Source organism: Pseudomonas sp. W17 (assembly GCF_040268305.1).
Lineage (GTDB): Bacteria > Pseudomonadota > Gammaproteobacteria > Pseudomonadales > Pseudomonadaceae > Aquipseudomonas > Aquipseudomonas protegens.
Genome location: NZ_CP158490.1, coordinates 6,133,414 through 6,155,708 on the forward strand (window position 1 = coordinate 6,133,414; position 22,295 = coordinate 6,155,708).

General features: G+C 63.1%; 22 protein-coding genes. 5 read left to right on the plus strand and 17 right to left on the minus strand.

Annotated elements, in window-relative coordinates:
- Positions 1–119: 119 nt before the first annotated feature.
- On the minus strand, positions 120–845 hold the full coding sequence (pgeF, locus tag ABCR88_RS28185; RefSeq protein WP_350403727.1) for a peptidoglycan editing factor PgeF: 726 nt from the start codon (positions 843–845) through the stop codon (positions 120–122).
- The gene (gene rluD, locus ABCR88_RS28190) at positions 842–1,804 is read right to left on the minus strand and encodes a 23S rRNA pseudouridine(1911/1915/1917) synthase RluD (RefSeq protein WP_011063535.1); all 963 of its coding nucleotides are present in this window, start codon (positions 1,802–1,804) and stop codon (positions 842–844) included. The genes pgeF and rluD overlap by 4 nt, the downstream gene beginning before the upstream one ends.
- A gap of 150 nt (positions 1,805–1,954) precedes the next feature.
- Between rluD and ABCR88_RS28195 the strand changes: the two genes are divergently transcribed.
- The 3 genes from ABCR88_RS28195 to ABCR88_RS28205 all read left to right on the plus strand — a co-directional run bounded on the left by ABCR88_RS28195 (position 1,955) and on the right by ABCR88_RS28205 (position 5,095).
- The gene (locus ABCR88_RS28195) at positions 1,955–2,977 is read left to right on the plus strand and encodes an outer membrane protein assembly factor BamD (protein ID WP_041119934.1); all 1,023 of its coding nucleotides are present in this window, start codon (positions 1,955–1,957) and stop codon (positions 2,975–2,977) included.
- Positions 2,978–3,101: 124 nt separating this feature from the next.
- Positions 3,102–3,335, plus strand: coding sequence for a PP0621 family protein (locus ABCR88_RS28200; RefSeq protein ID WP_236186349.1), 234 nt, complete (start codon positions 3,102–3,104; stop codon positions 3,333–3,335).
- A 425-nt stretch (positions 3,336–3,760) separates the two neighbouring features.
- The gene (locus ABCR88_RS28205) at positions 3,761–5,095 is read left to right on the plus strand and encodes a sigma-54 dependent transcriptional regulator (RefSeq protein ID WP_350403728.1); all 1,335 of its coding nucleotides are present in this window, start codon (positions 3,761–3,763) and stop codon (positions 5,093–5,095) included.
- On the opposite strand, the gene thiO is transcribed toward ABCR88_RS28205, so the two are convergent.
- The 7 genes from thiO to ABCR88_RS28240 are packed head-to-tail and all read right to left on the minus strand — an operon-like array spanning position 5,092 to position 11,811.
- On the minus strand, positions 5,092–6,192 hold the full coding sequence (gene thiO, locus ABCR88_RS28210; RefSeq protein ID WP_041119937.1) for a glycine oxidase ThiO: 1,101 nt from the start codon (positions 6,190–6,192) through the stop codon (positions 5,092–5,094). The genes ABCR88_RS28205 and thiO overlap by 4 nt on opposite strands.
- Positions 6,193–6,245: 53 nt before the next feature.
- The gene (locus tag ABCR88_RS28215; RefSeq protein ID WP_015637084.1) at positions 6,246–6,647 is read right to left on the minus strand and encodes a type IV pilin protein; all 402 of its coding nucleotides are present in this window, start codon (positions 6,645–6,647) and stop codon (positions 6,246–6,248) included.
- 15 nt (positions 6,648–6,662) lie between these two features.
- Positions 6,663–9,725: a PilC/PilY family type IV pilus protein gene (locus ABCR88_RS28220; RefSeq protein WP_350403729.1), complete on the minus strand. Its 3,063-nt coding sequence runs from the start codon at positions 9,723–9,725 to the stop codon at positions 6,663–6,665.
- Positions 9,712–10,194 carry a PilX N-terminal domain-containing pilus assembly protein gene (locus ABCR88_RS28225; RefSeq protein WP_232512072.1) on the minus strand — a complete coding sequence of 161 codons (483 nt, stop codon included), beginning with the start codon at positions 10,192–10,194 and terminating at the stop codon, positions 9,712–9,714. Before ABCR88_RS28225 ends, ABCR88_RS28220 begins: the two co-directional genes overlap by 14 nt.
- Complete coding sequence (locus ABCR88_RS28230; protein WP_015637087.1) at positions 10,194–10,904, minus strand: prepilin-type N-terminal cleavage/methylation domain-containing protein; 711 nt, start codon at positions 10,902–10,904, stop codon at positions 10,194–10,196. Before ABCR88_RS28230 ends, ABCR88_RS28225 begins: the two co-directional genes overlap by 1 nt.
- Positions 10,901–11,344, minus strand: coding sequence for a type IV pilus modification protein PilV (gene pilV / locus ABCR88_RS28235; protein WP_041119940.1), 444 nt, complete (start codon positions 11,342–11,344; stop codon positions 10,901–10,903). Before pilV ends, ABCR88_RS28230 begins: the two co-directional genes overlap by 4 nt.
- On the minus strand, positions 11,341–11,811 hold the full coding sequence (locus ABCR88_RS28240) for a GspH/FimT family protein (protein ID WP_350403730.1): 471 nt from the start codon (positions 11,809–11,811) through the stop codon (positions 11,341–11,343). The genes pilV and ABCR88_RS28240 overlap by 4 nt, the downstream gene beginning before the upstream one ends.
- A gap of 131 nt (positions 11,812–11,942) precedes the next feature.
- Here ABCR88_RS28240 and ABCR88_RS28245 point away from each other — a divergent pair, with 131 nt between their 5' ends.
- Complete coding sequence (locus ABCR88_RS28245) at positions 11,943–12,467, plus strand: GspH/FimT family protein (protein ID WP_041119941.1); 525 nt, start codon at positions 11,943–11,945, stop codon at positions 12,465–12,467.
- On the opposite strand, the gene ispH is transcribed toward ABCR88_RS28245, so the two are convergent.
- The 6 genes from ispH to murJ form a co-directional block, all read right to left on the minus strand.
- Positions 12,468–13,415 (minus strand): 4-hydroxy-3-methylbut-2-enyl diphosphate reductase, encoded by a 948-nt coding sequence (gene ispH / locus ABCR88_RS28250; protein ID WP_011063546.1) that lies wholly within the window; start codon positions 13,413–13,415, stop codon positions 12,468–12,470. It lies immediately after the preceding gene.
- A gap of 102 nt (positions 13,416–13,517) precedes the next feature.
- Positions 13,518–13,970, minus strand: a complete 453-nt coding sequence (fkpB, locus tag ABCR88_RS28255; RefSeq protein WP_350403731.1) for an FKBP-type peptidyl-prolyl cis-trans isomerase — start codon at positions 13,968–13,970, stop codon at positions 13,518–13,520.
- Positions 13,963–14,475: a signal peptidase II gene (gene lspA / locus ABCR88_RS28260; protein ID WP_011063548.1), complete on the minus strand. Its 513-nt coding sequence runs from the start codon at positions 14,473–14,475 to the stop codon at positions 13,963–13,965. The genes fkpB and lspA overlap by 8 nt, the downstream gene beginning before the upstream one ends.
- Positions 14,468–17,299, minus strand: coding sequence for an isoleucine--tRNA ligase (gene ileS, locus ABCR88_RS28265; RefSeq protein WP_041119942.1), 2,832 nt, complete (start codon positions 17,297–17,299; stop codon positions 14,468–14,470). Before ileS ends, lspA begins: the two co-directional genes overlap by 8 nt.
- Before the next feature lie 13 nt (positions 17,300–17,312).
- Positions 17,313–18,257 (minus strand): bifunctional riboflavin kinase/FAD synthetase, encoded by a 945-nt coding sequence (ribF, locus tag ABCR88_RS28270; protein WP_350403732.1) that lies wholly within the window; start codon positions 18,255–18,257, stop codon positions 17,313–17,315.
- Between the two features lie 128 nt (positions 18,258–18,385).
- Positions 18,386–19,924: a murein biosynthesis integral membrane protein MurJ gene (gene murJ / locus ABCR88_RS28275; protein ID WP_350403733.1), complete on the minus strand. Its 1,539-nt coding sequence runs from the start codon at positions 19,922–19,924 to the stop codon at positions 18,386–18,388.
- Positions 19,925–20,176: 252 nt separating this feature from the next.
- On the opposite strand from murJ, the gene rpsT reads away from it, so the two are divergent.
- Positions 20,177–20,455: a 30S ribosomal protein S20 gene (rpsT, locus tag ABCR88_RS28280; protein WP_007924739.1), complete on the plus strand. Its 279-nt coding sequence runs from the start codon at positions 20,177–20,179 to the stop codon at positions 20,453–20,455.
- A gap of 116 nt (positions 20,456–20,571) precedes the next feature.
- Here rpsT and ABCR88_RS28285 read toward each other — a convergent pair whose 3' ends face one another.
- Positions 20,572–21,033 carry a CreA family protein gene (locus ABCR88_RS28285; RefSeq protein WP_232644505.1) on the minus strand — a complete coding sequence of 154 codons (462 nt, stop codon included), beginning with the start codon at positions 21,031–21,033 and terminating at the stop codon, positions 20,572–20,574.
- A gap of 19 nt (positions 21,034–21,052) precedes the next feature.
- A complete protein-coding gene (gene proB / locus ABCR88_RS28290; RefSeq protein WP_041119944.1) occupies positions 21,053–22,171 on the minus strand; it encodes a glutamate 5-kinase in 1,119 nt (372 codons plus the stop codon).
- Between the last annotated feature and the right edge of the window lie 124 nt (positions 22,172–22,295).

Sequence of the window (22,295 nt, forward strand, 5' to 3'; positions counted from 1 at the left end):
CTTTTGAGCAGGCCGGAGCGATGGACACACCTAAATAGAGAAACCTGCCAGATGTTTCACTAGATGCGGTCGATTCTGGGAGATTCAAGCGTCAGCAGCTTGACACAAGTCAGATTAGTCTAGCGCTCAAGCCAGATAAGGGAGGCAAAACGCCCGGTGCGCGGGCTGCGCCGGTAGGAAAAGAAGCGGGGATCGCTGACGGTGCAGTAGCCGCCACCGAACACGGCAGTCACACCACAGGCAGCCAGGCGCAGGCGCGCCAGCTGATAGATATCGGCCATGAAGCGCCCGGCATTGGCGCTCGGCACAAAGGCCTGCTCAGCTGCCGGCAATTGGGCGACGAAGGCTTCACGCACCTCGGGCCCCACTTCAAAGCGCTGCGGGCCAATGGCCGGCCCCAGCCACACCAGCACTTCGGCGCAGGGCGTATCCAGGCTGTCGAGGGTGGCTTCCAGCACGCCCGCCGCCAACCCGCGCCAGCCGGCATGGGCCGCGGCGACTCGGGTTCCGGCACGGTTGCAGAACAGTGCCGGCAGGCAATCGGCCGTCATCACCGCACAGGCAACGCCCGGGGTGGCGGACCAACTGGCGTCCGCGGTCGCGACCATGGAAGGGTCGGCGTGGGCCACGGCCACCCCGTGCACCTGTTGCAGCCAGGCCGGGGCGATGCCGAAGTGTTCGCTCAGGCGACGGCGATTCTCGGCCACTGCTTGCGGCTGATCGTCGACATGGTCGCCCAGGTTGAGGCTGTCGAACGGCGTCAGGCTGACGCCGCCAGCGCGGGTGGTAGTACAGGCTTTGACTCCGGCCGGCGCGGGCCAGTCGGGAATCAGCCAGTCATTCATCCGATGAACGCCTCACGGTCCTGCTTGAGCAGCGACAGCAGCCAGACGAAATCGTCCGGCAGCGGCGATTCCCAGCTCATGCGGATACCGGTGGTCGGATGATCCAGCTCCAGGAAGCGTGCATGCAGGGCCTGGCGCGGGAAGTTCTTCAGCGAGTCGACCATGGTCTGGCTCGCCGCCGGCGGAATGCGGAAGCGGCCGCCGTAGGCTGGATCACCCACCAGCGGGAAGTTGATGTGGGCCATGTGCACCCGGATCTGGTGGGTGCGACCGGTTTCCAGCTTGACCCGCACATGGGTGTGGGAACGGAAACGTTCCAGGACCCGGTAGTGGCTGACGGCCTGCTTGCCGCCTTCCATCACCGCCATGCGCTGGCGCTGCTGGCCATGACGGCCGATCGGAGCGTTGATCTTGCCCCCGGCGGTTACCACGCCGATCACGATGCATTCATAGATGCGGCTGACACTGCGGCTTTGCAGCTGAGCCACCAGTTGGGTCTGCGCCTGGATGGTCTTGGCAACCACCATCAGTCCTGTGGTGTCCTTGTCCAGGCGGTGGACGATACCGGCCCGCGGCACATTGATAATGTCCGGGATGTGATGCAGCAGGGCATTGAGCAGGGTGCCGTCGGCATGGCCGGCAGCCGGGTGCACCACCAGGCCCGCAGGCTTGTTGATCACCAGGATGTCGTCATCTTCATAGACGATGTCCAGCTCGATATCCTGGGCGATCCACTCGCCCTGGGCCTCCTGCTCGGCAGTCAGCTCAAGAATGGAGCCGCCGTGCACGATGTCCCGCGGGCGGATGACCGCTCCGTCCACAGTCAGGCGGCCGTCCTTGATCCAGGCGGAAAGGCGCGAGCGAGAATGCTCAGCGAATAGTTGGGCGGCGACTTGATCGAGGCGTTGACCGCCCAGTTCGGACGGCACCTCTGCGCGAAGTTCAATTTTATCGGACATGCTCGGACTGGGCGTCGGCACAGCCTTTGGTTTCGGCTGCGCGCTTGTGGTTAAATACGGCGTCTTTTGCCCCGAGGCTTTCAACGGGGCGCTCATCATAACAGGACGGCCCCGCCCAAGACAGCGGCCGTCATAGGGACGCAAGCCGCCATGCAAGTGAAACACCTGCTGCTGATCGCCATCCTCGCACTGACCGCTGCTTGCTCATCGAAGGAAGTCGTTGACGAAAACCTGAGCGAAGTCGAGTTGTACCAGCAGGCGCAGACCGACCTGGACAACCACAGCTATACCAGCGCCACCGCCAAGCTCAAGGCCCTGGAATCGCGCTATCCCTTTGGTCGCTACGCCGATCAGGCACAGCTCGAGCTGATCTACGCCAACTACAAGAATGCCGAGCCGGAGGCCGCCAAGTCCGCCGCCGAGCGCTTCATTCGCCTGCACCCCCAGCACCCGAACGTGGACTACGCCTACTACCTCAAGGGCCTGACCTCGTTCGACCAGGACGTCGGCCTGCTGGCGCGCTTCCTGCCGCTGGACATGACCAAGCGTGACCCGGGTGCCGCCCGCGACTCCTACAACGAGTTCGCCCAGCTGACCAGCCGCTTCCCCAACAGCCGCTACGCGCCGGACGCCAAGCAGCGCATGATCTACCTGCGCAACCTGCTGGCTGCCTACGAGATCCACGTAGCCGACTATTACCTGACCCGCCAGGCCTATGTCGCCGCCGCCAACCGTGGCCGCTACGTAGTGGAGAACTTCCAGGAAACCCCATCGGTCGGCGACGGCCTGGCGGTGATGACCGAGGCCTACCAGCGCCTGCACCTGGATGAACTGGCTGCCACCAGCCTGGAAACTCTCAAGCTCAACTACCCCAACCACCCAAGCCTGGTGGACGGTCAGTTCGTGCCACGCGTGGCTGAGGCCGACAACCGTTCGTGGCTGAGCAAGGCCACCCTGGGCCTGATCGAGTCCCGTCCACCGCTGCCGCCGGGAGAAACCCGCGCCAACCAGGACGTGATGAAGCAGTACCAGGATGCCAAGGACGCCATTCCGTCCGAGCTCAAGCCTAAAGACAGCAACGGCGACGTGGTCGAGGAAGAAGAGCACGAGGCTGCCGGCAACAATAGCGACCGTTCCTGGTTCAGCTACATGACCTTCGGCGTGTTCGACTGATCACCCCGCAGGCCGGAAAGGGAGACTTGAAGTCTCCCTTTTTTATGCCCGCGCATTGATGGGCCTGTGCGCCCGACGGGCGCTTGGCTAAACTGCCCCCTCCCCCTTCAAAAAGCTGGTTGCCATGGTTCGTCTACTGTTCTGGATCGCTCTGATTGCCGCCGCGGTATGGTTGTGGCGCAAGTTCAAGCGTCCTGCCGCCGCCCCTCGCTACCCCAATGAACCGGTCACTACGCCCATGGTGCGTTGCGCCCATTGCGGCGTGCACCTGCCCCAGGACCGGGCCCTGAGCCAGTCGCAACAGTGGTACTGCAGCCAGGCACACCTGCAACAAGGACCTGGAAACCAGGACCGCTGAGCCCCCAGGCCCACTGCGGATACCCGAGGCAAGGAACTCGGGGGCGAAAAATGGCGTCTGACACGAACTATTCCAGGCCTTGGTCAGCGCATGAACCGGCTCGTCGCCCCCGTCCTCCCTCGCCTCTCCCAGGCTTCGAACCTCTACTCAGGAACGGGAAGGCCCAAGTGCCAACCCCGGCCGAACAATTGGCGACAAAATAGCCTGTTGGCGCCCGCTCGCCGTTTCGCTCTCGGGCAGAGCGCTGTAGCCCCCGATCCACGGGCACCACAACGTCCCGACGACGCGCACCTTCAGGACGCCCGGCTGGATGACCAGTTGCCCATCCCCTGCGCCGCCATCCCGTCGGGCCTAGACTTGAGTTCACGCCCATCGGGCGAGCACTGTTGCCCGCTCCTCACTCACGGATGAAAACTGCAGCCGCCATGAACCCACGGCAATCGGTGCTGGTGGTCGATGACGCCACGGAAACCCGCGCCCTTGTGGAGATCACTCTGGGCCGAATGCGCTTGCACACCCAAAGTGCGCGCACCCTGCAGGAAGCCCGTGGCCGCCTGGCCCGGGAGCGCTTTGACCTGTGCCTGACCGACCTGCAGCTACCGGACGGCAGCGGGTTGGAGCTGCTGCGGCACATCCGCCAGTCCCACCCCAACCTTCCTGTGGCGCTGCTAAGCAACGGCGCCTGTGCACAGGCCAGCGCCGGCGCCCTGCAGGCCGGAGCCTGCCAGTTGCTGCACAAGCCCCTGGACCTCAAGCAACTGCGCGCTTGGGTAGGTGCCAGCCTGAAACAAGCCACGGATTGCGCAACGGAGGACCCAGCCCGGCAGTTGCTGGGAGACTCGGCGCCCATGAATGCCCTGCGTCGCCACATCGACAAGCTGGCCCACAGCCTGGCGGCGGTCTATATCAGCGGTGAATCCGGCAGTGGCAAGGAACGGGTCGCCCGTCTGCTCCACCAGCTTGGCCCCAGGGCCCGATACCCGTTCGTCCCGGTCAACTGCGGGGCGATTCCTTCCGAATTGATGGAGAGTGAACTCTTCGGCCATTGCAAAGGCAGCTTCAGTGGCGCCGTCAGCGATCAGCCCGGGTTATTTCTGGCCGCCCACGGCGGCACCCTGTTTCTTGATGAGGTCGCCGACCTGCCCCTGGCCATGCAAGTAAAACTGCTGCGAGCCTTGCAGGAAAAATCCGTGCGCCCGGTAGGCAGCCAACAGGAAAAAACCGTCGACGTGCGGATTCTCTGTGCCACCCACAAGGACCTGAAAAACGAGGTAGAGACCGGACGCTTTCGCCAGGACCTCTACTACCGCCTGAACGTCATCGAGCTGCGAGTCCCGGCGTTGCGCGAGCGCCGTGGCGACATCCCCGCACTGGCCGGGCACGTCCTGCAGCGCCTGGCCAGGGACAGCGGCCAGCCTGCCGTCCAGCTACGTCCCGAAGCCCTGCAAGCCCTGGAGCGCTATGACTTTCCGGGCAACGTGCGAGAGCTGGAAAACCTGCTGGAACGGGCGCAGACCCTATGCGAAGGGCGCTGGATAGAAACAGACGATTTGCAGTTGCCCAGAGCCGGCAGCCTTGAAACCCGATCATCGGCGGCGGCCACCCAGCTAGACCTGGCGCTGCACCTGCAACAGGTGGAGCGCCAGCTGCTGCTCCAGGCCCTGGAGGAAACCCGCTGGAACCGCACGGCAGCGGCCCGGCGGCTGAGCCTGTCGTTTCGTTCGATGCGTTACCGCATGAAGAAGCTCGGGCTGGACTAGATCCGACCTTCAGGCGCATAAGGCGCCGGGTCGATGATCGGCGGGTTCCCCAGCAGCAGGTCGCAGAACAGCTGGCAGGAGGCCGGCGCCAACACCAGGCCATTGCGGTAGTGCCCGCAGTTGAGCCACAGGCCTGCAAAGCCCGGAACCGGCCCGATGTAGGGAATGCCTTCTGGAGAGCCCGGGCGCAGCCCGGCCCAGTGCCCGACCACCTCGGCCTTGGCCAGTGCGGGAATCAGCTCGACCGCGGAGGCCTTGAGGCTCTCCAGGGCCGAAACGGTCGGGGTCTTGTCGAAGCCTTCATGCTCCAGGGTGCTGCCCACCAGAATGTGGCCATCGCGCCGCGGGATGGCATAGCGCCCCTTGGCCAGGACCATGCAGGACAGAAAGTCGGCAGCACACTTGTAGAGGATCATCTGCCCCTTCACCGGCTCCACCGGCAGTTCCAGGCCCAGGCTGCCCAGCAGTTCGCCACTCCAGGCCCCGGCGCAGAGCACCACCTGATCAGCGCGAACCTCGCCCAGCGAGCTATCGACCCCCACCACTTGCTGGCCTTCGCGGATAAAACCACTGACGATGCATTGCTCATCGATTTGCACATTAGGCAACGCCTGTAACGCCGCCTTCAGGGATTTGACCAGGCGCGGGTTGCGCACGTTGGCCACATCGGCCATGTAGATCGCCTGTTGATAACCATTGCCCAGCACCGGCACCGCGTCATGCACCGCCGAGATATCCACAGCACTCAGCGGCCGGCCTTCACGCTTGGCCCACTCCAGGGCCTGGGCTTCATCCTCCAGGTCCAGCCAGTAGAGGCCGGTGACATGCACCTGCGGGTCGACACCGGTGGCACTGAACAGTTGCTGGGCCAGTTGTGGGTAGAAATCCTGCGACCAGTGCGCCAGGGCAGTGACCGCCGGGTTGTAGCGCCAGGGGTAAAGCGGCGAGACGATCCCACCACCGGCCCAGGACGATTCACGCCCCAGGTCCGAACGTTCCAGAAGCCGTACCTGCTGGCCCTGGGACGCCAGATTGAAGGCGGTGAGCAGGCCGATCACCCCGCCGCCCACCACCAGCACTTGCTGTTGCTTAGCCATAGTCCGATCCAATCATGAGAAAGACAGTGGGCGCCGCGGCCCGAATCAGGTGCTCAGCGCCCCCAGCAATCCTTGGCGGTCAGCCCTTCGGCCTGGCCGCTGATGCGGGTCGCGCCGGTCTGGTCGATGCTGAAACTGCCGCACTTGTCCGCCGCCATCAGCCCATCGTCCTTCGGGGTCGCGGTCAGGGAGAAGCCGGTGTCGGTCAGGGTTGCGGCAATGCTGTAGTACTCATTGCCGGCGCTCAGGTCCGGGGCGTTGCTGTAGACCCCTGCCTTGGAGAAATGCCGTTCAAGCTGCTGCGCCTGCTCGGTAAGCAGTACCGCGATTTCGCTGCGGTGCGGTTTTTTCACGTATTCGGTGATGCTGGGAAGGCTCAAGGTAAGGACCAGACCGATGATCGCAATCACGATCATGATTTCGATCAGGGTAAAACCTTGGTTGGATCTGCGCATGGTCAAGAATCTCGCTTACTGGATTTGTCGCCACAGGATGCGCCGGCTGCCACCGCCGGGCCTTTCCACCAGGGTGCTGATGCCACCCCTGGAGTCACTGATGATCTTGCGGGCGCCATTGCTGGCAACTCCGCCGAGGCTGGGCACGGTGCCGACGTAGCGCACGCCGCTGGAGGGCTGGTCCTGGTCATCCACGACCCCGTCGCCATTGGTGTCGAGCACCGCAGCGTCGAGCATCTTACCGCTGAACGCCTCCAGCTCGATCAATTTCCCACTGCCGGCACTCGAACAAGGGTCGTCGGGCTCCAGTTGCAGGGTGCTGAACACCACCCTGCCGGCCACCAGGGTCGCCTCGTTGAGCACCCGCTCGCCGGCTGCCAGGCCACCTTGTACCAGGGGCAGGTACCAGCCGCGCTGCGCCGGATAACGCACCTCGTTGAGGGTGCTGCGCAGGAAACTGCCGGCCGCCGCGCTGAAACCGGCCTCAAGGTGCTGCACCTGCAACTGACTTTCGCCAATGCCCCCAGGACCGCCCTCGGCGTCCCACACGCCATAGAATCCCTGGCGCGCCCGGCTTTGCTTGTCCCGGGTCTCGTTGAGCTTGCCCGTACCGAACAGCACCAATTGACCACCACGGGGATGATCGAGCAGGCGCGGCGGTGCGCTGATCGGCTGGCTGGCGCCTCCCGCGGTGCGGAACAAGGGCTGCCCGGCAAATGCCAGATGCCAGCTGGCGTTATCGTTGCCGGACAGCTCGAATTTCCACAGTCGCCCCTTGAGGTCGCCCGCATAGGCCGCCTGCACTTCATTGCGTGCATTGACCTTGAGGGTGACGGACGACAGGCCATTGTCAGGCTGGTCGTCAATGGCGATCTCGCGAATCAGCGAGCCATCATTCAGGTCTACCACATACAGCGCTGCCACCCCGGAATGGCTGCCGTAGCCATTGCCGATGAAAGCCGCCCAGCGACCATCGGCCAAGCGCGCTACCTGTGGGCGGGCATAGGCATACCCCAGGTCATTGAAAGGATGATTGCGGTCCGGCTCGGGAGGAGCGCCGATTTCCCACAAGGCGCCAGGCGTATTGCCGTGCACGGCGTCGAACAGACGCACCGCAAAGAAACTCTTGCCGCCCGCCCCGACGCCCCCCAGGGCCAGGGTTTGCCAGGCACCGCCCCGCTGCCCATCGAACACCGCCAGGGGACCATCCACCAGATAGCGATGGCGCTCGCCCCGCCGATAACCGGGATCGGCGACCTGCGCCAGGGCGCCCAACGCGCTGGAGGGCATGTAGCCATAGAGGCGCTCACCGCTGGCCGGGTCCAGCACATTGAACAGCCCGTCATTACTGTTCACCAACAAGCGCGTCGCCATGGCCGTGGCTTTCTGTGCCAGGTAGCGGCTGTAGTCGCCCCCGGCAGCCCCATCGACAGCACTGCGCTGCCCGGCAGTTGCCAGCACCAGCGGCGAATTGACGATATCTCCCAACTGATAGCGGCGCTCCCTGAGCCCGCTCACGGAGCGGCCCTGGCTCCAGCCCAGTAACTCGGCGCCACTGACACCTGCAGGCAACGACTGCTCAAGTTCACCACGCTGAGCGGTGGACAAGTTGCCGTAGGCCAGGCTCACCGGCCGCCGGCTGGCAGTGTTCCAGGTCTCATGGATTACCGCCGCGCCGGCACCATCCACACCACTATCGCTGCTCCACAACGGCGAACCGACAGCCACTCGGCCCTGATTGTCGATGCCGTAGGCGCGGATCGTGCCATGCCAATCGACCGGGTCGTACTGGCTCTGGTAATAACGACCACTGGCGGCATCCAGTACACCACTGCCGGCAGTCACCGCACTGGCCACGCCTTCGCCCAGAACGCCTGCCAGCACGCGTTCAAGGTTGCTGCGAGCCTGGAAATACTCACCCTGGCCGTAGTCGGCAGCGCCCATCAGCAGAGGATTGTGGGCCTGGAAACCCACCGTGAACGTATTCAGGTACTGACGGGGGAAATCCACCGCCGCCCAGCTTTTCCCGGCCTCATCCACTCCTGGGCCACGCAAGTCGATATCGAAGGCGAACTTGGCCAGATCATCGAGGAACAGAGTCTGCCCATCGCGCTCGCTACCGTCGTTGCCGATCCCGTCCCAGTTGGGCAGGCGCCCCGCCCCCAAAGGGTCGTTGAGCGGGAACTGAGTATCGTGATCCGCCGCGCCGGCACTGATCACCACCCCGTAGTTCTTCTGGCAACGGTATTGAATGGGGCTGCTGTAGAGCGCCGGTGAAAGGTTGTAGTACGGCACCATGCCGCGCAGGTAGCGGGTGATCTCGTAGTAGGTTTCCGCCAACGGCGTATGACCGCCGGCCTTGAGGCCGTTGATTGTCGCCAGCAGGGCCTGGTAATTGGCCTCGGCCTGGGCCGGGCTCACAGCGCCTTCAATGGCCGACAGGTCGCTGATGGGACGGGCAATGTAACCCCCAGGGCCCGGATCACCCGGGGCCGGCGAGTTGAAGGTGGCCACCCCCAGGCGCAGCCAGCGATACCGGGTAACCAGGGCCGTCGCCAGCCGCCGCGCCACATTCATCCGGTAGTCGTTGGGAATGGAACCGTCAGTGAAGTCTCGCTCCCGTCCCTTGGCCTGCGCCAGTAGCCAGGACAGGTAGTCCGCGGAGTACAGCGTATTTCCCGCCCCAACCGGGTCCGGCAGCTTCAGGCAGCGCACCCCACGCTCGGGATCATGGAAGCTGTGAAAGCCTGCCCGGCACCCCGACTCGCCGAGGCTGGACAAGGCAATCGCCTGGCCTGCAAGTCGCTCACCCCGAGCACACTCGCCCCCCACTCCGGCACAGCGCCAGACCGCAGCCCGGGCGAGCAGCGGATCGAACTCCCGGGCATGGACAATGCTGTTCATGCCCAGGGAGTCATCCAGCACCAGCATCACGTTCGGCGCCACCGCCGCGGCACCAAGAAGCGGGGTGCTGGCAGGGTTGAACGCCATGGCTAGAGGTACCGGCAACAGGCTCAGCAGCAGCGCGCCCAGGCTTCGCCAGCCGGGCCGACGCATGCCCCGATCAATACTTGGCATAGATGCTCTCCAGCACACTGCGCGATTGCCCGGCCAGACCGACAGCGGTCACGCGATACAAGGTGGCCGGAGTATTGCTCGGCACATTCACCGCATCCTGTGAAACACCGAGGTTCTGCACCCCGTAGAAGCCAGAGCCGCTGGCGATCCACAGCACCGCCGAAGCAGCATTGACTCCAGGAGCCTTGACCAGCGCTGATTCGGCGGGAGGCGCGCACTGAACAGGGCTGGCACATACCGGCAAGCGGAAATCATCCTGTTGCACCGCACTCTCCCCCACCCGCAGCGCGGCTTCGGCGGCCTGGAATGCGTGGTTGTGCAGAGTCAGGCTGGCGGCCATTTTTTCCTGCAGGGTAGCGTTCTGCAGCGACGAGAGCCCGATCAGGGTCAGCAGCAACAGGAACACCAGGCTGACCAGCAACGCCATGCCCCGCTGCCCGAGAGGAAGCCGACCTCGCAAGCGCGTCATCAGGGCAACCTGTTGCGCAGGGCCGCGACCACGCTATAGGTCTGCGGGCGCACGCGGTCATGGGGGTCGACCAGGGTCAGGCGCAAGCGCACACTGCGGATCCGTTCCGGGTCCAACGGGTTGCGACTGTAGCTGGAGGCGGCAATGTCTGTGGCCGAACGGGCCATGCCGAAACTCACATCAAAGGCTTCGACGTTGTCCAGCAGCACCGCTTGCTGCTTGCCAAGGCCACTGCCCAGCAGCAACTGGCGATTCTTCAGGCTGTAGAACAGCCGGCGCAGGGCGAACACCTGCTCAGCGCCGGCCCCTCGATGAGCGCCTGAATAGGCTACGGCGCTGCGCTGGCAGTCGCTGACCACGCTCCAGGTCGGCGTACCGCCATCGTCCCCGACATCGGCGGTGATCAGGGTCAGTTTCTGCTCGGCGTTGTCCCATTGGATCGGTGTCGCCGCATAGTGCGAGAACTCCCGTGCCGTGCTGGCATCACTGATGGTCCGCAGGCAACCGAACAGCCCCACCATGCGGATTTCCTGAAGCATCTTGCTCAGGACAAAGCGAGCATCCTCCTGCAGGTAGGCGGCAGCGCTCTGACTCTGGTAGGTGTTCTTCGCCGCAATGAATACCTGGGCCACCCCCAGTACCAGCACCAGGCTCAAGGCCAGTGCCAGCATCATCTCCACCAGGCCGAAGCCACTATCGGCCCGGTTCACGGCAAGCCTCCCGGTTGCGCTGCAACCCGGCTGCTGAGCTCCAGGCTACGCAGGCTGCCCTCCCGGCCTTCGGCACGGGAGTCGTCCCAGGTGATGCGAATGGTGTAGACATGCTGCTTGACGCTGATGCTGCCCTTGCCGCTGGGGCCGGCGAAGCTCGCGATATTGACGGCGAAGTCGTACAGGTCCTGATCCCGCACATTGCCCGGGTTGCCCTCGGCCGGTATCGCCACGCTGTAGTCGGCGGCGGCGTTGGCGCGGATTCGGTCGAGCATGTCATAGGCGATAAAGCTGGCCTGGGTGGTCATCCGCGAGCTGTCGGTGTACTGCAGCGCCTTGATCTGCACCGCCGCCGCACCCAGCAGGCCCACCGCCAGTATCAACAGCGCCACCAGCACCTCGATCAGGGTCATGCCATCCTGTGCATCCCGCACGTTCATCCGCAGTTCTCCGCTGCTATCACCCGCCCATTGAGACAGACACTGATCACCCGCCGCTGCTGGTCCAGTCCATAGACGATGTGCAGCGCATCACTGGCCGCCAAGCCGCCGAGGCGATTGAAATCGATGCTGTGGTCATCTGAGGTTAGCGTCAGGGTGGCCCCCGGACTGATGGCTGGAACAACCCGCAATACATTGCCTCCGGGGTCCTGCCCCGCATACACCATTAATTCGCCGTTCCAGGGAGCGTCCTTGGCAGCCGGGCGAATCCCGACCCTCTGGCGGCGATTGATCGCTTCCAACCGTGCGTAAGCCAGGGCCTGGTGTAGTTGATTGATCTCGGTGTCGGCACGCACTCGCTGCACGGTGGTGCGATAGGCTGGCACCACCAGGCCCACAAGAAGGGCCGCGATCGCCAGGGCGACGAGCAATTCCAGCAAGGTGAAACCCTTTGTATGCAAATTCATGGCCGGCCTTGGAAGTGTCATCGGCTATAACAGGCAAGCGCCCGGACCCTCCATAGACCGGCGCTTTGGCCATTTGCTCAATGAACACGCACGGATTGCGTGAAACCGTCGTCCCCAGGGAGGGAGACCCCATGCATGAGAAAGGCTTCAGCCTGATTGAACTGCTGACCACACTGGTTCTGCTGGCCCTGCTGCTGCCGCTTTCCGGTAGCGCCATGAGTGAGCTGCTGCGCTCCAATCGCCAGCAGGACGCCGCGCAGATGCTCGCCAGTGGCCTGCGCAACGCCCGGGCGGCAGCGATCCTGCACCAGCGCACGGTCTTGATCCATGGGCTGGAGGACGACTGGAGCCGGGGCTGGAGGATCATCCTGGATATCAGCGGCAAGGGCGCCCAGGACGCACGCAACCCGCAACTGATCGAGCGCCAAGGCAGTGGGCAGGTATTGATCGTGGGCAATCGCCCGGTGCAGCACTTCGTGCGCTTCAGTGCCCTGGGCCATCCGCTGCTGCCCAGTGGCGCCTTCCAGGCCGGAACACTCCATGTCTGCCAGGCAGGCCAGGAGTACAGCCGCCATCAAGTGGTGCTGTCACGTAGCGGGAGGGTCAGCCTGCGCAGCGAAAACGCCGAGCAGGTCTTGTGCGCAGGCGTCGGCTGATCAGAGCAGCGAGCGAACCCGCAGCTCTTTGGGCATGGAGAAGGTGATGTTTTCTTCGCGGCCGGCCAGCTCATCGGCGCCGGTGGCACCCCAGGCCTGCAGTTGCTGGATCACGCCACGCACCAGCACTTCCGGGGCCGAGGCGCCGGCGGTAATGCCGATGCGCTCCACACCATCGAACCAGCTACGCTGCAGGTCTTCGGCACCGTCGATCAGGTAGGCCGGGGTGGCCATGCGTTCGGCCAGCTCGCGCAGGCGGTTGGAGTTGGAGCTGTTGGGGCTGCCGACCACCAGCACCACGTCGCATTCGTCGGCCAGTTGCTTGACCGCGTCCTGACGGTTCTGCGTGGCGTAGCAGATGTCGTCCTTGCGTGGCCCGCCGATGGCCGGAAAGCGCGTGCGCAAGGCATCGATCACCCGGCTGGTGTCATCCATGGACAAGGTGGTCTGGGTCACGAATGCCAGGCGCTCGGGGTTGCGCACCTGCAATTCGGCCACATCCTTTTCGTCTTCCACCAGGTAGATGGCGCCGCCATTGCTGGCGTCGTACTGGCCCATGGTGCCTTCGACCTCGGGGTGGCCGGCGTGGCCGATCAGGATGCATTCACGGCCGTCGCGGCTGTAGCGCGCCACTTCGATATGCACCTTGGTCACCAGCGGGCAGGTGGCGTCGAACACTTTGAGGCCACGACCTGCAGCCTCGCTGCGCACCGCCTGGGAAACACCGTGGGCGCTGAAGATGACGATGACATCATCCGGCACCTGGTCCAGCTCTTCGACGAAGATCGCTCCACGATTGCGCAGGTCTTCGACGACAAATTTGTTGTGCACCACTTCATGCCGGACGTAGATCGGCGGCCCGAAGACTTCCAGGGCGCGATTGACGATTTCGATCGCCCGGTCCACGCCGGCGCAGAAGCCACGGGGGTTGGCGAGTTTGATTTGCATGCTGTGCCTCGTGTCTTGCGCGCAAGAAGTTAGATCGTTGTAGACAGCGGATCGCCGGCAGCCGGCTCCTGGATAATAGGAGACGGCATGCCGGCGATGCTTTTAAAGCGCTTTGACGTCGATGATTTCAACGTCGAAGGTCAAGGTCTTGCCGGCCAGCGGGTGGTTGAAATCGATGGTCACCTGCGCGTCATCGAAAGTTTTGACCACACCTGGCAACTCGGTGTTCGCCGCATCGTTGAAGATCACCAGCAAGCCTTCTGAAAGCTCCATGTCCTGGAACTGCGAACGCTGGATGACCTGCACGTTCTGCGGGTTGGGCTGGCCGAAGGCGTTTTCCGGTTCGATGGTCAGGTTGCGCTTGTCGCCGGCCTTGAACCCGAACAGCGCCGCCTCGAACCCTGGCAATAGGTTGCCATCGCCGACCTTGAAGGTCGCCGGGGCCTTGTCGAACGTGCTGTCTACGGTGTCGCCGTTCTCCAGGCGCAATGCGAAATGCAAAGTGACTTCCGTGTTCTGACCGATGCGTTGTTCAGTCAATACCTGTTCAGTCATGAACGGCTTCTCCGGTTTTTTTGCTCTTGAACATATCCAGGGCCAGCATCACCGCGCCAACGGTAATGGCACTGTCGGCGAAATTGAATGCCGGGAAGTACCAGCGGTTCTGCCAGTGCACCAGGATGAAATCGATCACGTGGCCCAGGGCGATGCGGTCGTACAGGTTACCCAGGGCCCCGCCCAGCACCAGCGCCAGAGCGATGGCCAGCCAGGTTTCATTGCGCCCCAGACGCTTGAGCCAGACTACCAGCACCGCACTGACCGCAATCGCGATCAGGGCGAACAGCCAGCGCTGCCAGCCGGAGCCGTCGGCGAGGAAGCTGAAGGCGGCGCCGGTGTTGTAGGCCAGGGTCCAGCTGAAGTAATCCGGGATCACCACGATCTGCTGGTACATGCTCAGCGAACTTTCGAAGTGCAGCTTGCTGACCTGGTCGATGACCAGGACCAGCACGCTCAACCACAGCCAGCCCAGACGGCCGAAACGGCCTGCGGCGTTAGGCATAGTGACGGACCTCGCCTGCTCCGCTGATGTTGTCTACGCAACGACCGCAGATTTCCGGGTGCTCAGGGTGCACGCCGACGTCTTCACGGCAGTGCCAGCAACGGGCGCACTTGGGGAAGGCCGACTTGACGACTTTGAGCTTGAGGCCCGGTACTTCGGTGGCCACGGCGTCCGCTGGTGCCTGGGCAAACGGGGCCAGGCTGGCGGTCGAGGTGATCAGCACGAAACGCAGTTCGTTGCTCAGCTTGGCCAGGTCAGCGGCCAGGCCATCCTCGGCAAACAGGGTGACTTCGGCTTGCAGGTTGCCACCGACGGCCTTGGCCGCGCGCTGAACTTCCAGTTCCTTGTTCACCGCAACCTTGACGGCCATCACGCCTTCCCAGTACTCGCGGCCCAGTTCGAAGTCAGCGGGCAATTCGGTCAGGCCTTCGTACCAGGTGTTGAGCATCACGGATTCGTTACGCTCGCCCGGCAGGTATTCCCACAGCTCATCGGCGGTGAAGGCCAGGATCGGTGCGATCCAGCGCACCAGCGCTTCGCAGATGTGGTACAGCGCAGTCTGCGCCGAGCGGCGCGCCTTGCTGTTGGCGCCGGTGGTGTACTGGCGGTCCTTGATGATGTCGAGGTAGAAGCCGCCCAACTCCTGCACGCAGAAGTTGTGCACCTTGGAGTAGACGTTCCAGAAGCGGTATTCGCCGTAGTGCAGCTCCAGCTCGCGCTGCAGCAACAAGGTACGGTCCACGGCCCAACGGTCCAGGGCCAGCATGTCTTCGGCCGGCAGCAGGTCGGTGGCCGGGTTGAAGCCGCTCAGGTTGGAAAGCAGGAAACGCGCAGTGTTGCGGATCCGCCGGTAGGCGTCGGCGCTGCGCTGCAGGATCTGATCGGAAACCGCCATCTCGCCGGAGTAGTCGGTGGCCGAGACCCACAGGCGCATGATGTCGGCACCCAGGGTGTCGTTGACCTTCTGTGGCGCGATCACGTTGCCCAGGGACTTGGACATCTTGCGGCCGTTCTCGTCCACGGTGAAGCCGTGGGTCAACAGTTCGCGGTACGGCGCGTGGTTGTCGATGGCGCAACCGGTGAGCAGGGACGAGTGGAACCAGCCACGGTGCTGGTCGGAGCCCTCCAGGTACAGGTCGGCCCGCGGACCGCTTTCGTGGCCCATGGGGTGCGAACCGCGCAGCACGTGCCAGTGAGTGGTGCCGGAGTCGAACCAGACGTCCAGGGTGTCGCTGATCTTGTCGTACTGGGCGGCTTCGTCGCCCAGCAGTTCAGCGGCGTCCATCTTGAACCAGGCCTCGATGCCTTCCTGCTCGACGCGCTGGGCCACTTCTTCCATCAGCTCGACAGTGCGTGGGTGCAGGTCGCCGCTTTCCTTGTTCAGGAAGAACGGGATCGGCACACCCCAGTTGCGCTGGCGGGAGATGCACCAGTCCGGGCGATTGGCGATCATCGAGTGCAGGCGTGCCTGGCCCCAGGCCGGCACGAACTGGGTGTCTTCGATGGCTTGCAGGGCGCGTTGGCGCAGGGTGTCGCCGGCTTCCGGCTGCTTGTCCATGCCAACGAACCACTGCGCGGTGGCGCGATAGATCAGCGGGGTCTTGTGGCGCCAGCAGTGCATGTAGCTGTGGCTGATGGTTTCGGTGTGCAGCAGCGCACCGACTTCGCTCAGCTTGTCGACAATGGCCGGGTTGGCCTTCCAGATGAACTGGCCGCCGAAGAACTCCAGCGATGTCGCGTAGACACCATTGCTCTGCACCGGGTTGAGGATGTCGTCGTTGACCATGCCATAACGCTTGCAGGTCACGAAGTCGTCTTCACCATAGGCCGGGGCCGAGTGAACCACGCCAGTGCCGGCACCCAGCTCCACGTATTCGGCCAGATACACCGGCGACAGGCGATCGTAGAACGGATGACGGAAATTGATCAGTTCCAGGGCCGAACCTGGAGCCGTGGCAATCACCGAGCCTTCCAGGTTGTAGCGGGCCAGGCAGGATTCCACCAGCTCTTCGGCCAGCACCAGCAGGCGTTCGCCGGTGTCGACCAGGGCATAGTTGAACTCAGGGTGTACGTTCAGCGCCTGGTTGGCCGGGATGGTCCAGGGGGTGGTGGTCCAGATCACGATGGCAGCAGGCTTGGCCAGCTTGGCCAGGCCAAAGGCGCCGGCCAGCTTGGCTTCGTCGGCGACCGGGAAGGCCACGTCGATAGTCGCGGACTTCTTGTCCTGATACTCGACTTCTGCTTCAGCCAGGGCCGAGCCGCAGTCGAAGCACCAGTTCACCGGCTTCAGGCCCTTGAACACGAAGCCGCCCTTGACCATTTCCGCCAGGGCACGGATCTCGCCGGCCTCGTTGGCGAAGTTCATGGTCTTGTAGGGATTGGCCCAGTCGCCCAGCACACCCAGGCGGATAAACTCGGCCTTCTGCCCTTCGATCTGCTCGGAAGCGTAGGCGCGGCACAGCTCGCGGGTCTGGTCCGAGGACAGGTTCTTGCCGTGGGTCACCTCGACCTTGTGCTCGATCGGCAGACCGTGGCAGTCCCAGCCAGGAACGTAAGGCGCGTCGAAACCCGCCAGGGTTTTCGAGCGGATGATCATGTCCTTGAGAATCTTGTTGACCGCATGACCGATGTGAATCGAGCCGTTGGCATAGGGAGGACCGTCGTGCAGTACGAACTTGGGACGATCCTTGCCAATCTCGCGCAACTTTCCGTACAGGCCAATGCTGTCCCAACGCTGCAGAATCTGTGGTTCGCGCTGAGGCAGGCCGGCCTTCATTGGGAAGGCGGTGTCCGGAAGGTTTAACGTGGCTTTATAGTCGGTCATTTAAGGCTCTTCATTAGCGATTGGCGCTATGGATACGTGCCACTTGGGCACGGGCGGCGGCAACATCCGCATTGATCGCCGTCTTCAACGCCTCCAGGGAGGCGAAACGCTGCTCTTCACGCAGCTTGTGGTGGAAAACCACCGTCATACGCCGGTCATACAGATCGCCGGCAAAATCTAAAAGATGTACTTCCAGGTGGGCCTTGCCATCACCTGCAACCGTGGGCCGCACGCCGATATTGGCGACGCCGGGCCAGGTCTTGCCATCGAGCTCGACGCTCACCAGGTACACCCCGGAAAGCGGCACGCGACGGCGCTTCAACTGCACATTGGCAGTGGGCGTACCCAACTGGCGCGCCAGTTTCTGGCCGTGCAACACCCGCCCGGCAATGCGGTACGGGCGACCCAGCAGGCGCTCGGCCAGATCGAAATCGGCGGCGGCCAGGGCATTGCGGACCTGGGTACTACTCACCCGCAGGCCGTCGAGCTCGACGGTCTGCGCCGCCTCGACGGTAAAGCCGTGGGTGGCTCCGGCCTGCTGCAGGAAGTCAAAATCACCGACCCGGTCGCAACCGAAGCGGAAGTCATCACCCACTTCCAGGTGCTGTACACCCAGGCCATCCACCAGGATTCGCTCGACGAACTCGCTGGCGCTGAGTTTGCTCAGGCGCTGGTTGAAGGCCAGGCACAGCACCCGGTCGACACCGGCGTCAGCCAGCAACTGCAGCTTGTCCCGCAGGCGGGCCAAACGCGCCGGAGCCGTCTCGGGGGCAAAGAATTCCCGCGGCTGGGGCTCGAAAATCACCACGCAGCTGGGCACGCCCAACTCGAGCGCACGTTCGCGCAGCCGGCCCAGGATAGCCTGGTGACCACGGTGAACACCGTCAAAGTTGCCAATAGTGGCGACGCAGCCCCGATGCTGGGGGCGCAGATTGTGGAGGCCTCGAACCAGCTGCATAACGCGCTTCTTGCTCATAAAGTGGTCGATTATAACCACACCCGGCGGCCGACGACAGGCAGCACCGCACCCAATGTGGTTGATCCGACAAAACCGATGCCTGCCCTACCCTGGCGACTAAACAGCCGTCAGTTCAAGGCCTTGCGATTGAAGTCGCGCAAACGGAAGCCCAGCAGCGCCAGCATGCCAAAATATGCCACCACCCCAGCCACCACCAGCACGCCCAGACGCAGGAACCGCTGGAGCATGTGGCCTTGATCCCAGGCCGGCATGAAATGCATCAGGCCCAGCAACACCGCGGACATGACCGCTACCGCTAACAGCAACTTCAAGGTGAACCGCCCCCACCCCGGCAGGGGCTGGAACATCTGCTGCTTGCGCAACTGGTAGAACAGCAGTCCGGCGTTGATACAGGCCCCGGCGCTAATGGCCAGGGCCAGACCCGCGTGCTTCAGGGGGCCGATAAAGGCCAGGTTCAGCAGTTGGGTGACGATCAGCGTAAAGATGGCGATTTTCACCGGCGTACGAATGTTCTGCTGCGCATAGAAGCCCGGCGCCAGCACCTTGATCACGATGATCCCCAGCAAACCCACGGCATAAGCCACCAGCGCACGCTGGGTCATGGACGCATCGAAGGCACTGAACTCACCGTATTGGAACAGTGACACGGTCAGCGGCTCGGCGAGGATACCCAGGGCCAGGGAGCACGGCAGCACCAGGATGAAACACAGGCGCAGGCCCCAATCGAGAATCCGCGAATACTCGTGGCGGTCCTTGCTGGCGTAGGTCTTGGCCAGGGTCGGCAGAAGAATGGTGCCCAGCGCCACCCCCAACACACCGGACGGCAGCTCCATCAGGCGGTCGGCGTAATACATCCACGACACCGAACCGGCTACCAGGAAAGAGGCGAAGATGGTGTTGATGATCAACGAGATCTGGCTCACCGAAACCCCGAGAATCGCCGGCAGCATCTGCTTCATCACCCGCCAGACCCCGGTATCCCGCAGGTTCAGGCGTGGCAGCACCAGCATGCCGATCTTCTTCAGGTGCGGCAGCTGATACAGCAACTGCGCCAGGCCACCAGCCAGCACCGCCCAGCCCAGAGCCATCACTGGCGGATCGAAGTACGGCGTGAGAAACACCGCAAAAATGATCATGCTGACGTTGAGCAGGGTCGGCACGAAGGCCGGCACCGAGAAACGATTCCAGGTATTGAGGATTGCCCCGGCCAGAGACGACAGCGAGATCAGCAATATATAAGGAAAGGTCACCCGCAACAGGTCAGAGGTCAGGGCGAACTTTTCCGGAGAGTCGACGAACCCAGGTGCCGTGGCCCAGATCACCCAAGGCGCGGCGATGATACCCAAAGCCGTCACCAGCGCCAGGACCAGGGTCAGCAGACCCGAGACATAGGCAATGAAGGTACGGGTCGCCTCTTCCCCCTGCTGGCTCTTGTATTCCGCCAGGATCGGCACGAACGCCTGGGAGAACGCTCCTTCGGCAAAGATGCGCCGCAGCAGGTTGGGCAGCTTGAAGGCAATGAAGAAGGCATCGGTGGCCATCCCGGCACCGAAAGCGCGCGCGATGATGGTGTCACGCACAAACCCCAGTATCCGGGAAAGCATCGTGATAGAGCTGACGGCGGCCAACGACTTGAGCAGGTTCATGAAAAGGTTTTGCGCCTTGTAGATAAACAGCAGGCGAAAAGACACCCACTTATGCGATACTCCGCGCCGCAACAGCACAGAGCCAAAGCTCGCGAGTTTACAGGTCAAGCGCCGGAAATAAATATCCCGCCTCTTCAGATCGACCACTCAGCGGAACGCATCACCCGCCCTTGACAAGACTTCAACTCATCGGCATGATTCGCGGCCTATTTTGTTTGCTATTTCCCAAAAAGTCTTTCGAGGAGCTCGACGGTGGCCAACTCACCTTCCGCCAAAAAACGTGCAAAACAGGCTGAGAAGCGTCGCAGCCACAACGCCAGCCTGCGTTCCATGGTTCGTACCTACATCAAGAATGTAGTTAAAGCCATCGACGCAAAAGACGCTGAAAAAGCGCAAGCTGCTTATGTTCTGGCTGTGCCAGTTATCGACCGCATGGCCGATAAAGGCATCATCCACAAGAACAAGGCTGCTCGCCATAAAGGTCGTCTGAATGGCCACATCAAGGCTCTGAACCTTGCTGCTGCAGCCTAAGCGACACGCTTGTTAAAAAACCGACCCAAGGGTCGGTTTTTTATTGCCCGTGATTTACCCATCCAGCAAACCAGCCCCGCCCCCAATAGAGGGCCAGCATGCCAGGAGAAACTCCGTTACGGGTGCGGCCAGGGCAGGATCGGGATAGCCGTCACCGCATTCTGCGGACTGCCCTCGATCAGACGATCGCTGTAGACCAGGTACACCAGGGTATTGCGCTTCTTATCCAGGAAACGCACCACCTGCATGGTCTTGAATACCAGCGAGGTGCGCTCCTTGAATACCTCGTCGCCATCCTTGAGCTCACCCTTGAACGCAATAGGCCCCACCTGACGACAGGCAATGGAGGCTTCCGCACGATCTTCCGCCAGGCCCAGGCCACCCTTGAGCCCACCCGTCTTGGCTCGCGACAGATAGCACGTCACCCCATCGACCTTGGGATCATCGAACGCCTCGACCACGATCCGGTCATTCGGCCCGACAAACTTGAACACCGTGGACACCTGGCCAATCTCCTCGGCCGAAGCCATGAGAGGCATCGCCAAGAGCAAGCCCAACAATCCTTTTGCTACGCGCATACGCTTTTCCTTACGCCACTTACACCAGAATCAGGTTATCGCGGTGTACCAGTTCAGGCTCCGCCATATACCCCAGGACACCGACAATAGCGTCGGACGGCTGACCGATGATCTTCTGCGCCTCAAGCGCACTGTAGTTGGCCAGACCACGAGCAATCTCACGACCATCCGGCGCTACGCACACCACCATCTCACCACGCCGGAAACCACCCTGGACCTGCTTGACCCCCACCGGCAACAGGCTCTTGTTACCCCGGGACAGAGCCGACACCGCCCCCTCGTCCAGCACCAGGGTGCCACGGGTCTGCAGATGCCCGGCCAGCCACTGCTTGCGCGCCGCCAGCATGCCGCGCTCCGGCGACAGCAAGGTGCCGATGCGCTCGCCAGCCTTGAGGCGGTCCAGCACGCGCTCCAGGCGCCCGCCAACGATGATCGTATGCGCCCCGGAACGCGCTGCCAGCCGCGCCGCTCGCAACTTGGTCTGCATGCCGCCACGCCCCAGCGCACCACCCGTACCACCGGCCACCGCATCCAGCGCCGGGTCGTCGGCCCGCGCCTCATAGATCAGCTGGGCATCAGGATTGTTACGCGGATCAGCATCGAACATGCCGTCACGGTCGGTAAGAATCACCAGCAGATCAGCCTCAACCAGGTTGGCCACCAGCGCCGCCAGGGTATCGTTGTCGCCAAAGCGGATCTCGTCAGTCACCACGGTGTCGTTCTCGTTGATCACCGGGATCACCTTGAGCTCCACCAGGGCACGCAAGGTACTGCGAGCATTGAGGTAGCGCTTGCGATCAGAGAGGTCGTCATGGGTCAGGAGAATCTGTGCAGTATGCCGGCCATGCTCGGCAAAGCTCGACTCCCAGGCCTGCACCAGCCCCATCTGGCCGATGGCCGCAGCAGCCTGCAACTCATGCATCGCACTCGGTCGTGCGGTCCAGCCCAGGCGACTCATGCCGGCCGCTACAGCACCGGAGGAAACCAGTACCAGCTCGACGCCAGCCTCATGCAAGGCCACCATCTGCTCCACCCACACACCCATTGCCGCGCGATCCAGCCCCTTGCCGTCCGCCGTCAGCAGCGCACTGCCGATCTTAACGACCCAGCGCTGCGCACCTGTCACCTTGCTCCGCATCTTATTCAACCTTTGCCAGCGAGCGACGCGACCGAGCGCCACTCATGGGGTTATTCGTATTTGTATCCTGCAGACACCAAAACGCCGCTCAAATGAGCGGCGCCTTGGAAGCTGGCTTGGCAGC

Bases quoted from the DNA above. Each gene is read 5' to 3' on its own strand.
- ABCR88_RS28195 (WP_041119934.1), top strand. From the start codon at position 1,955: ATGCAAGTGAAACACCTGCTGCTGATCGCCATCCTCGCACTGACCGCT.
- pgeF (WP_350403727.1), bottom strand. From the start codon at position 845: ATGAATGACTGGCTGATTCCCGACTGGCCCGCGCCGGCCGGAGTCAAA.
- fkpB (WP_350403731.1), bottom strand. From the start codon at position 13,970: ATGACTGAACAGGTATTGACTGAACAACGCATCGGTCAGAACACGGAA.
- ABCR88_RS28245 (WP_041119941.1), top strand. From the start codon at position 11,943: ATGCATGAGAAAGGCTTCAGCCTGATTGAACTGCTGACCACACTGGTT.
- murJ (WP_350403733.1), bottom strand. From the start codon at position 19,924: ATGAACCTGCTCAAGTCGTTGGCCGCCGTCAGCTCTATCACGATGCTT.
- ileS (WP_041119942.1), bottom strand. From the start codon at position 17,299: ATGACCGACTATAAAGCCACGTTAAACCTTCCGGACACCGCCTTCCCA.
- ABCR88_RS28215 (WP_015637084.1), bottom strand. From the start codon at position 6,647: ATGCGCAGATCCAACCAAGGTTTTACCCTGATCGAAATCATGATCGTG.
- ABCR88_RS28205 (WP_350403728.1), top strand. From the start codon at position 3,761: ATGAACCCACGGCAATCGGTGCTGGTGGTCGATGACGCCACGGAAACC.
- lspA (WP_011063548.1), bottom strand. From the start codon at position 14,475: ATGCCTAACGCCGCAGGCCGTTTCGGCCGTCTGGGCTGGCTGTGGTTG.
- proB (WP_041119944.1), bottom strand. From the start codon at position 22,171: ATGCGGAGCAAGGTGACAGGTGCGCAGCGCTGGGTCGTTAAGATCGGC.
- ABCR88_RS28220 (WP_350403729.1), bottom strand. From the start codon at position 9,725: ATGCCAAGTATTGATCGGGGCATGCGTCGGCCCGGCTGGCGAAGCCTG.
- rluD (WP_011063535.1), bottom strand. From the start codon at position 1,804: ATGTCCGATAAAATTGAACTTCGCGCAGAGGTGCCGTCCGAACTGGGC.
- pilV (WP_041119940.1), bottom strand. From the start codon at position 11,344: ATGAACGTGCGGGATGCACAGGATGGCATGACCCTGATCGAGGTGCTG.
- ABCR88_RS28200 (WP_236186349.1), top strand. From the start codon at position 3,102: ATGGTTCGTCTACTGTTCTGGATCGCTCTGATTGCCGCCGCGGTATGG.
- ABCR88_RS28285 (WP_232644505.1), bottom strand. From the start codon at position 21,033: ATGCGCGTAGCAAAAGGATTGTTGGGCTTGCTCTTGGCGATGCCTCTC.
- thiO (WP_041119937.1), bottom strand. From the start codon at position 6,192: ATGGCTAAGCAACAGCAAGTGCTGGTGGTGGGCGGCGGGGTGATCGGC.
- ribF (WP_350403732.1), bottom strand. From the start codon at position 18,257: ATGCAGCTGGTTCGAGGCCTCCACAATCTGCGCCCCCAGCATCGGGGC.
- ABCR88_RS28240 (WP_350403730.1), bottom strand. From the start codon at position 11,811: ATGAATTTGCATACAAAGGGTTTCACCTTGCTGGAATTGCTCGTCGCC.
- ispH (WP_011063546.1), bottom strand. From the start codon at position 13,415: ATGCAAATCAAACTCGCCAACCCCCGTGGCTTCTGCGCCGGCGTGGAC.
- ABCR88_RS28225 (WP_232512072.1), bottom strand. From the start codon at position 10,194: ATGACGCGCTTGCGAGGTCGGCTTCCTCTCGGGCAGCGGGGCATGGCG.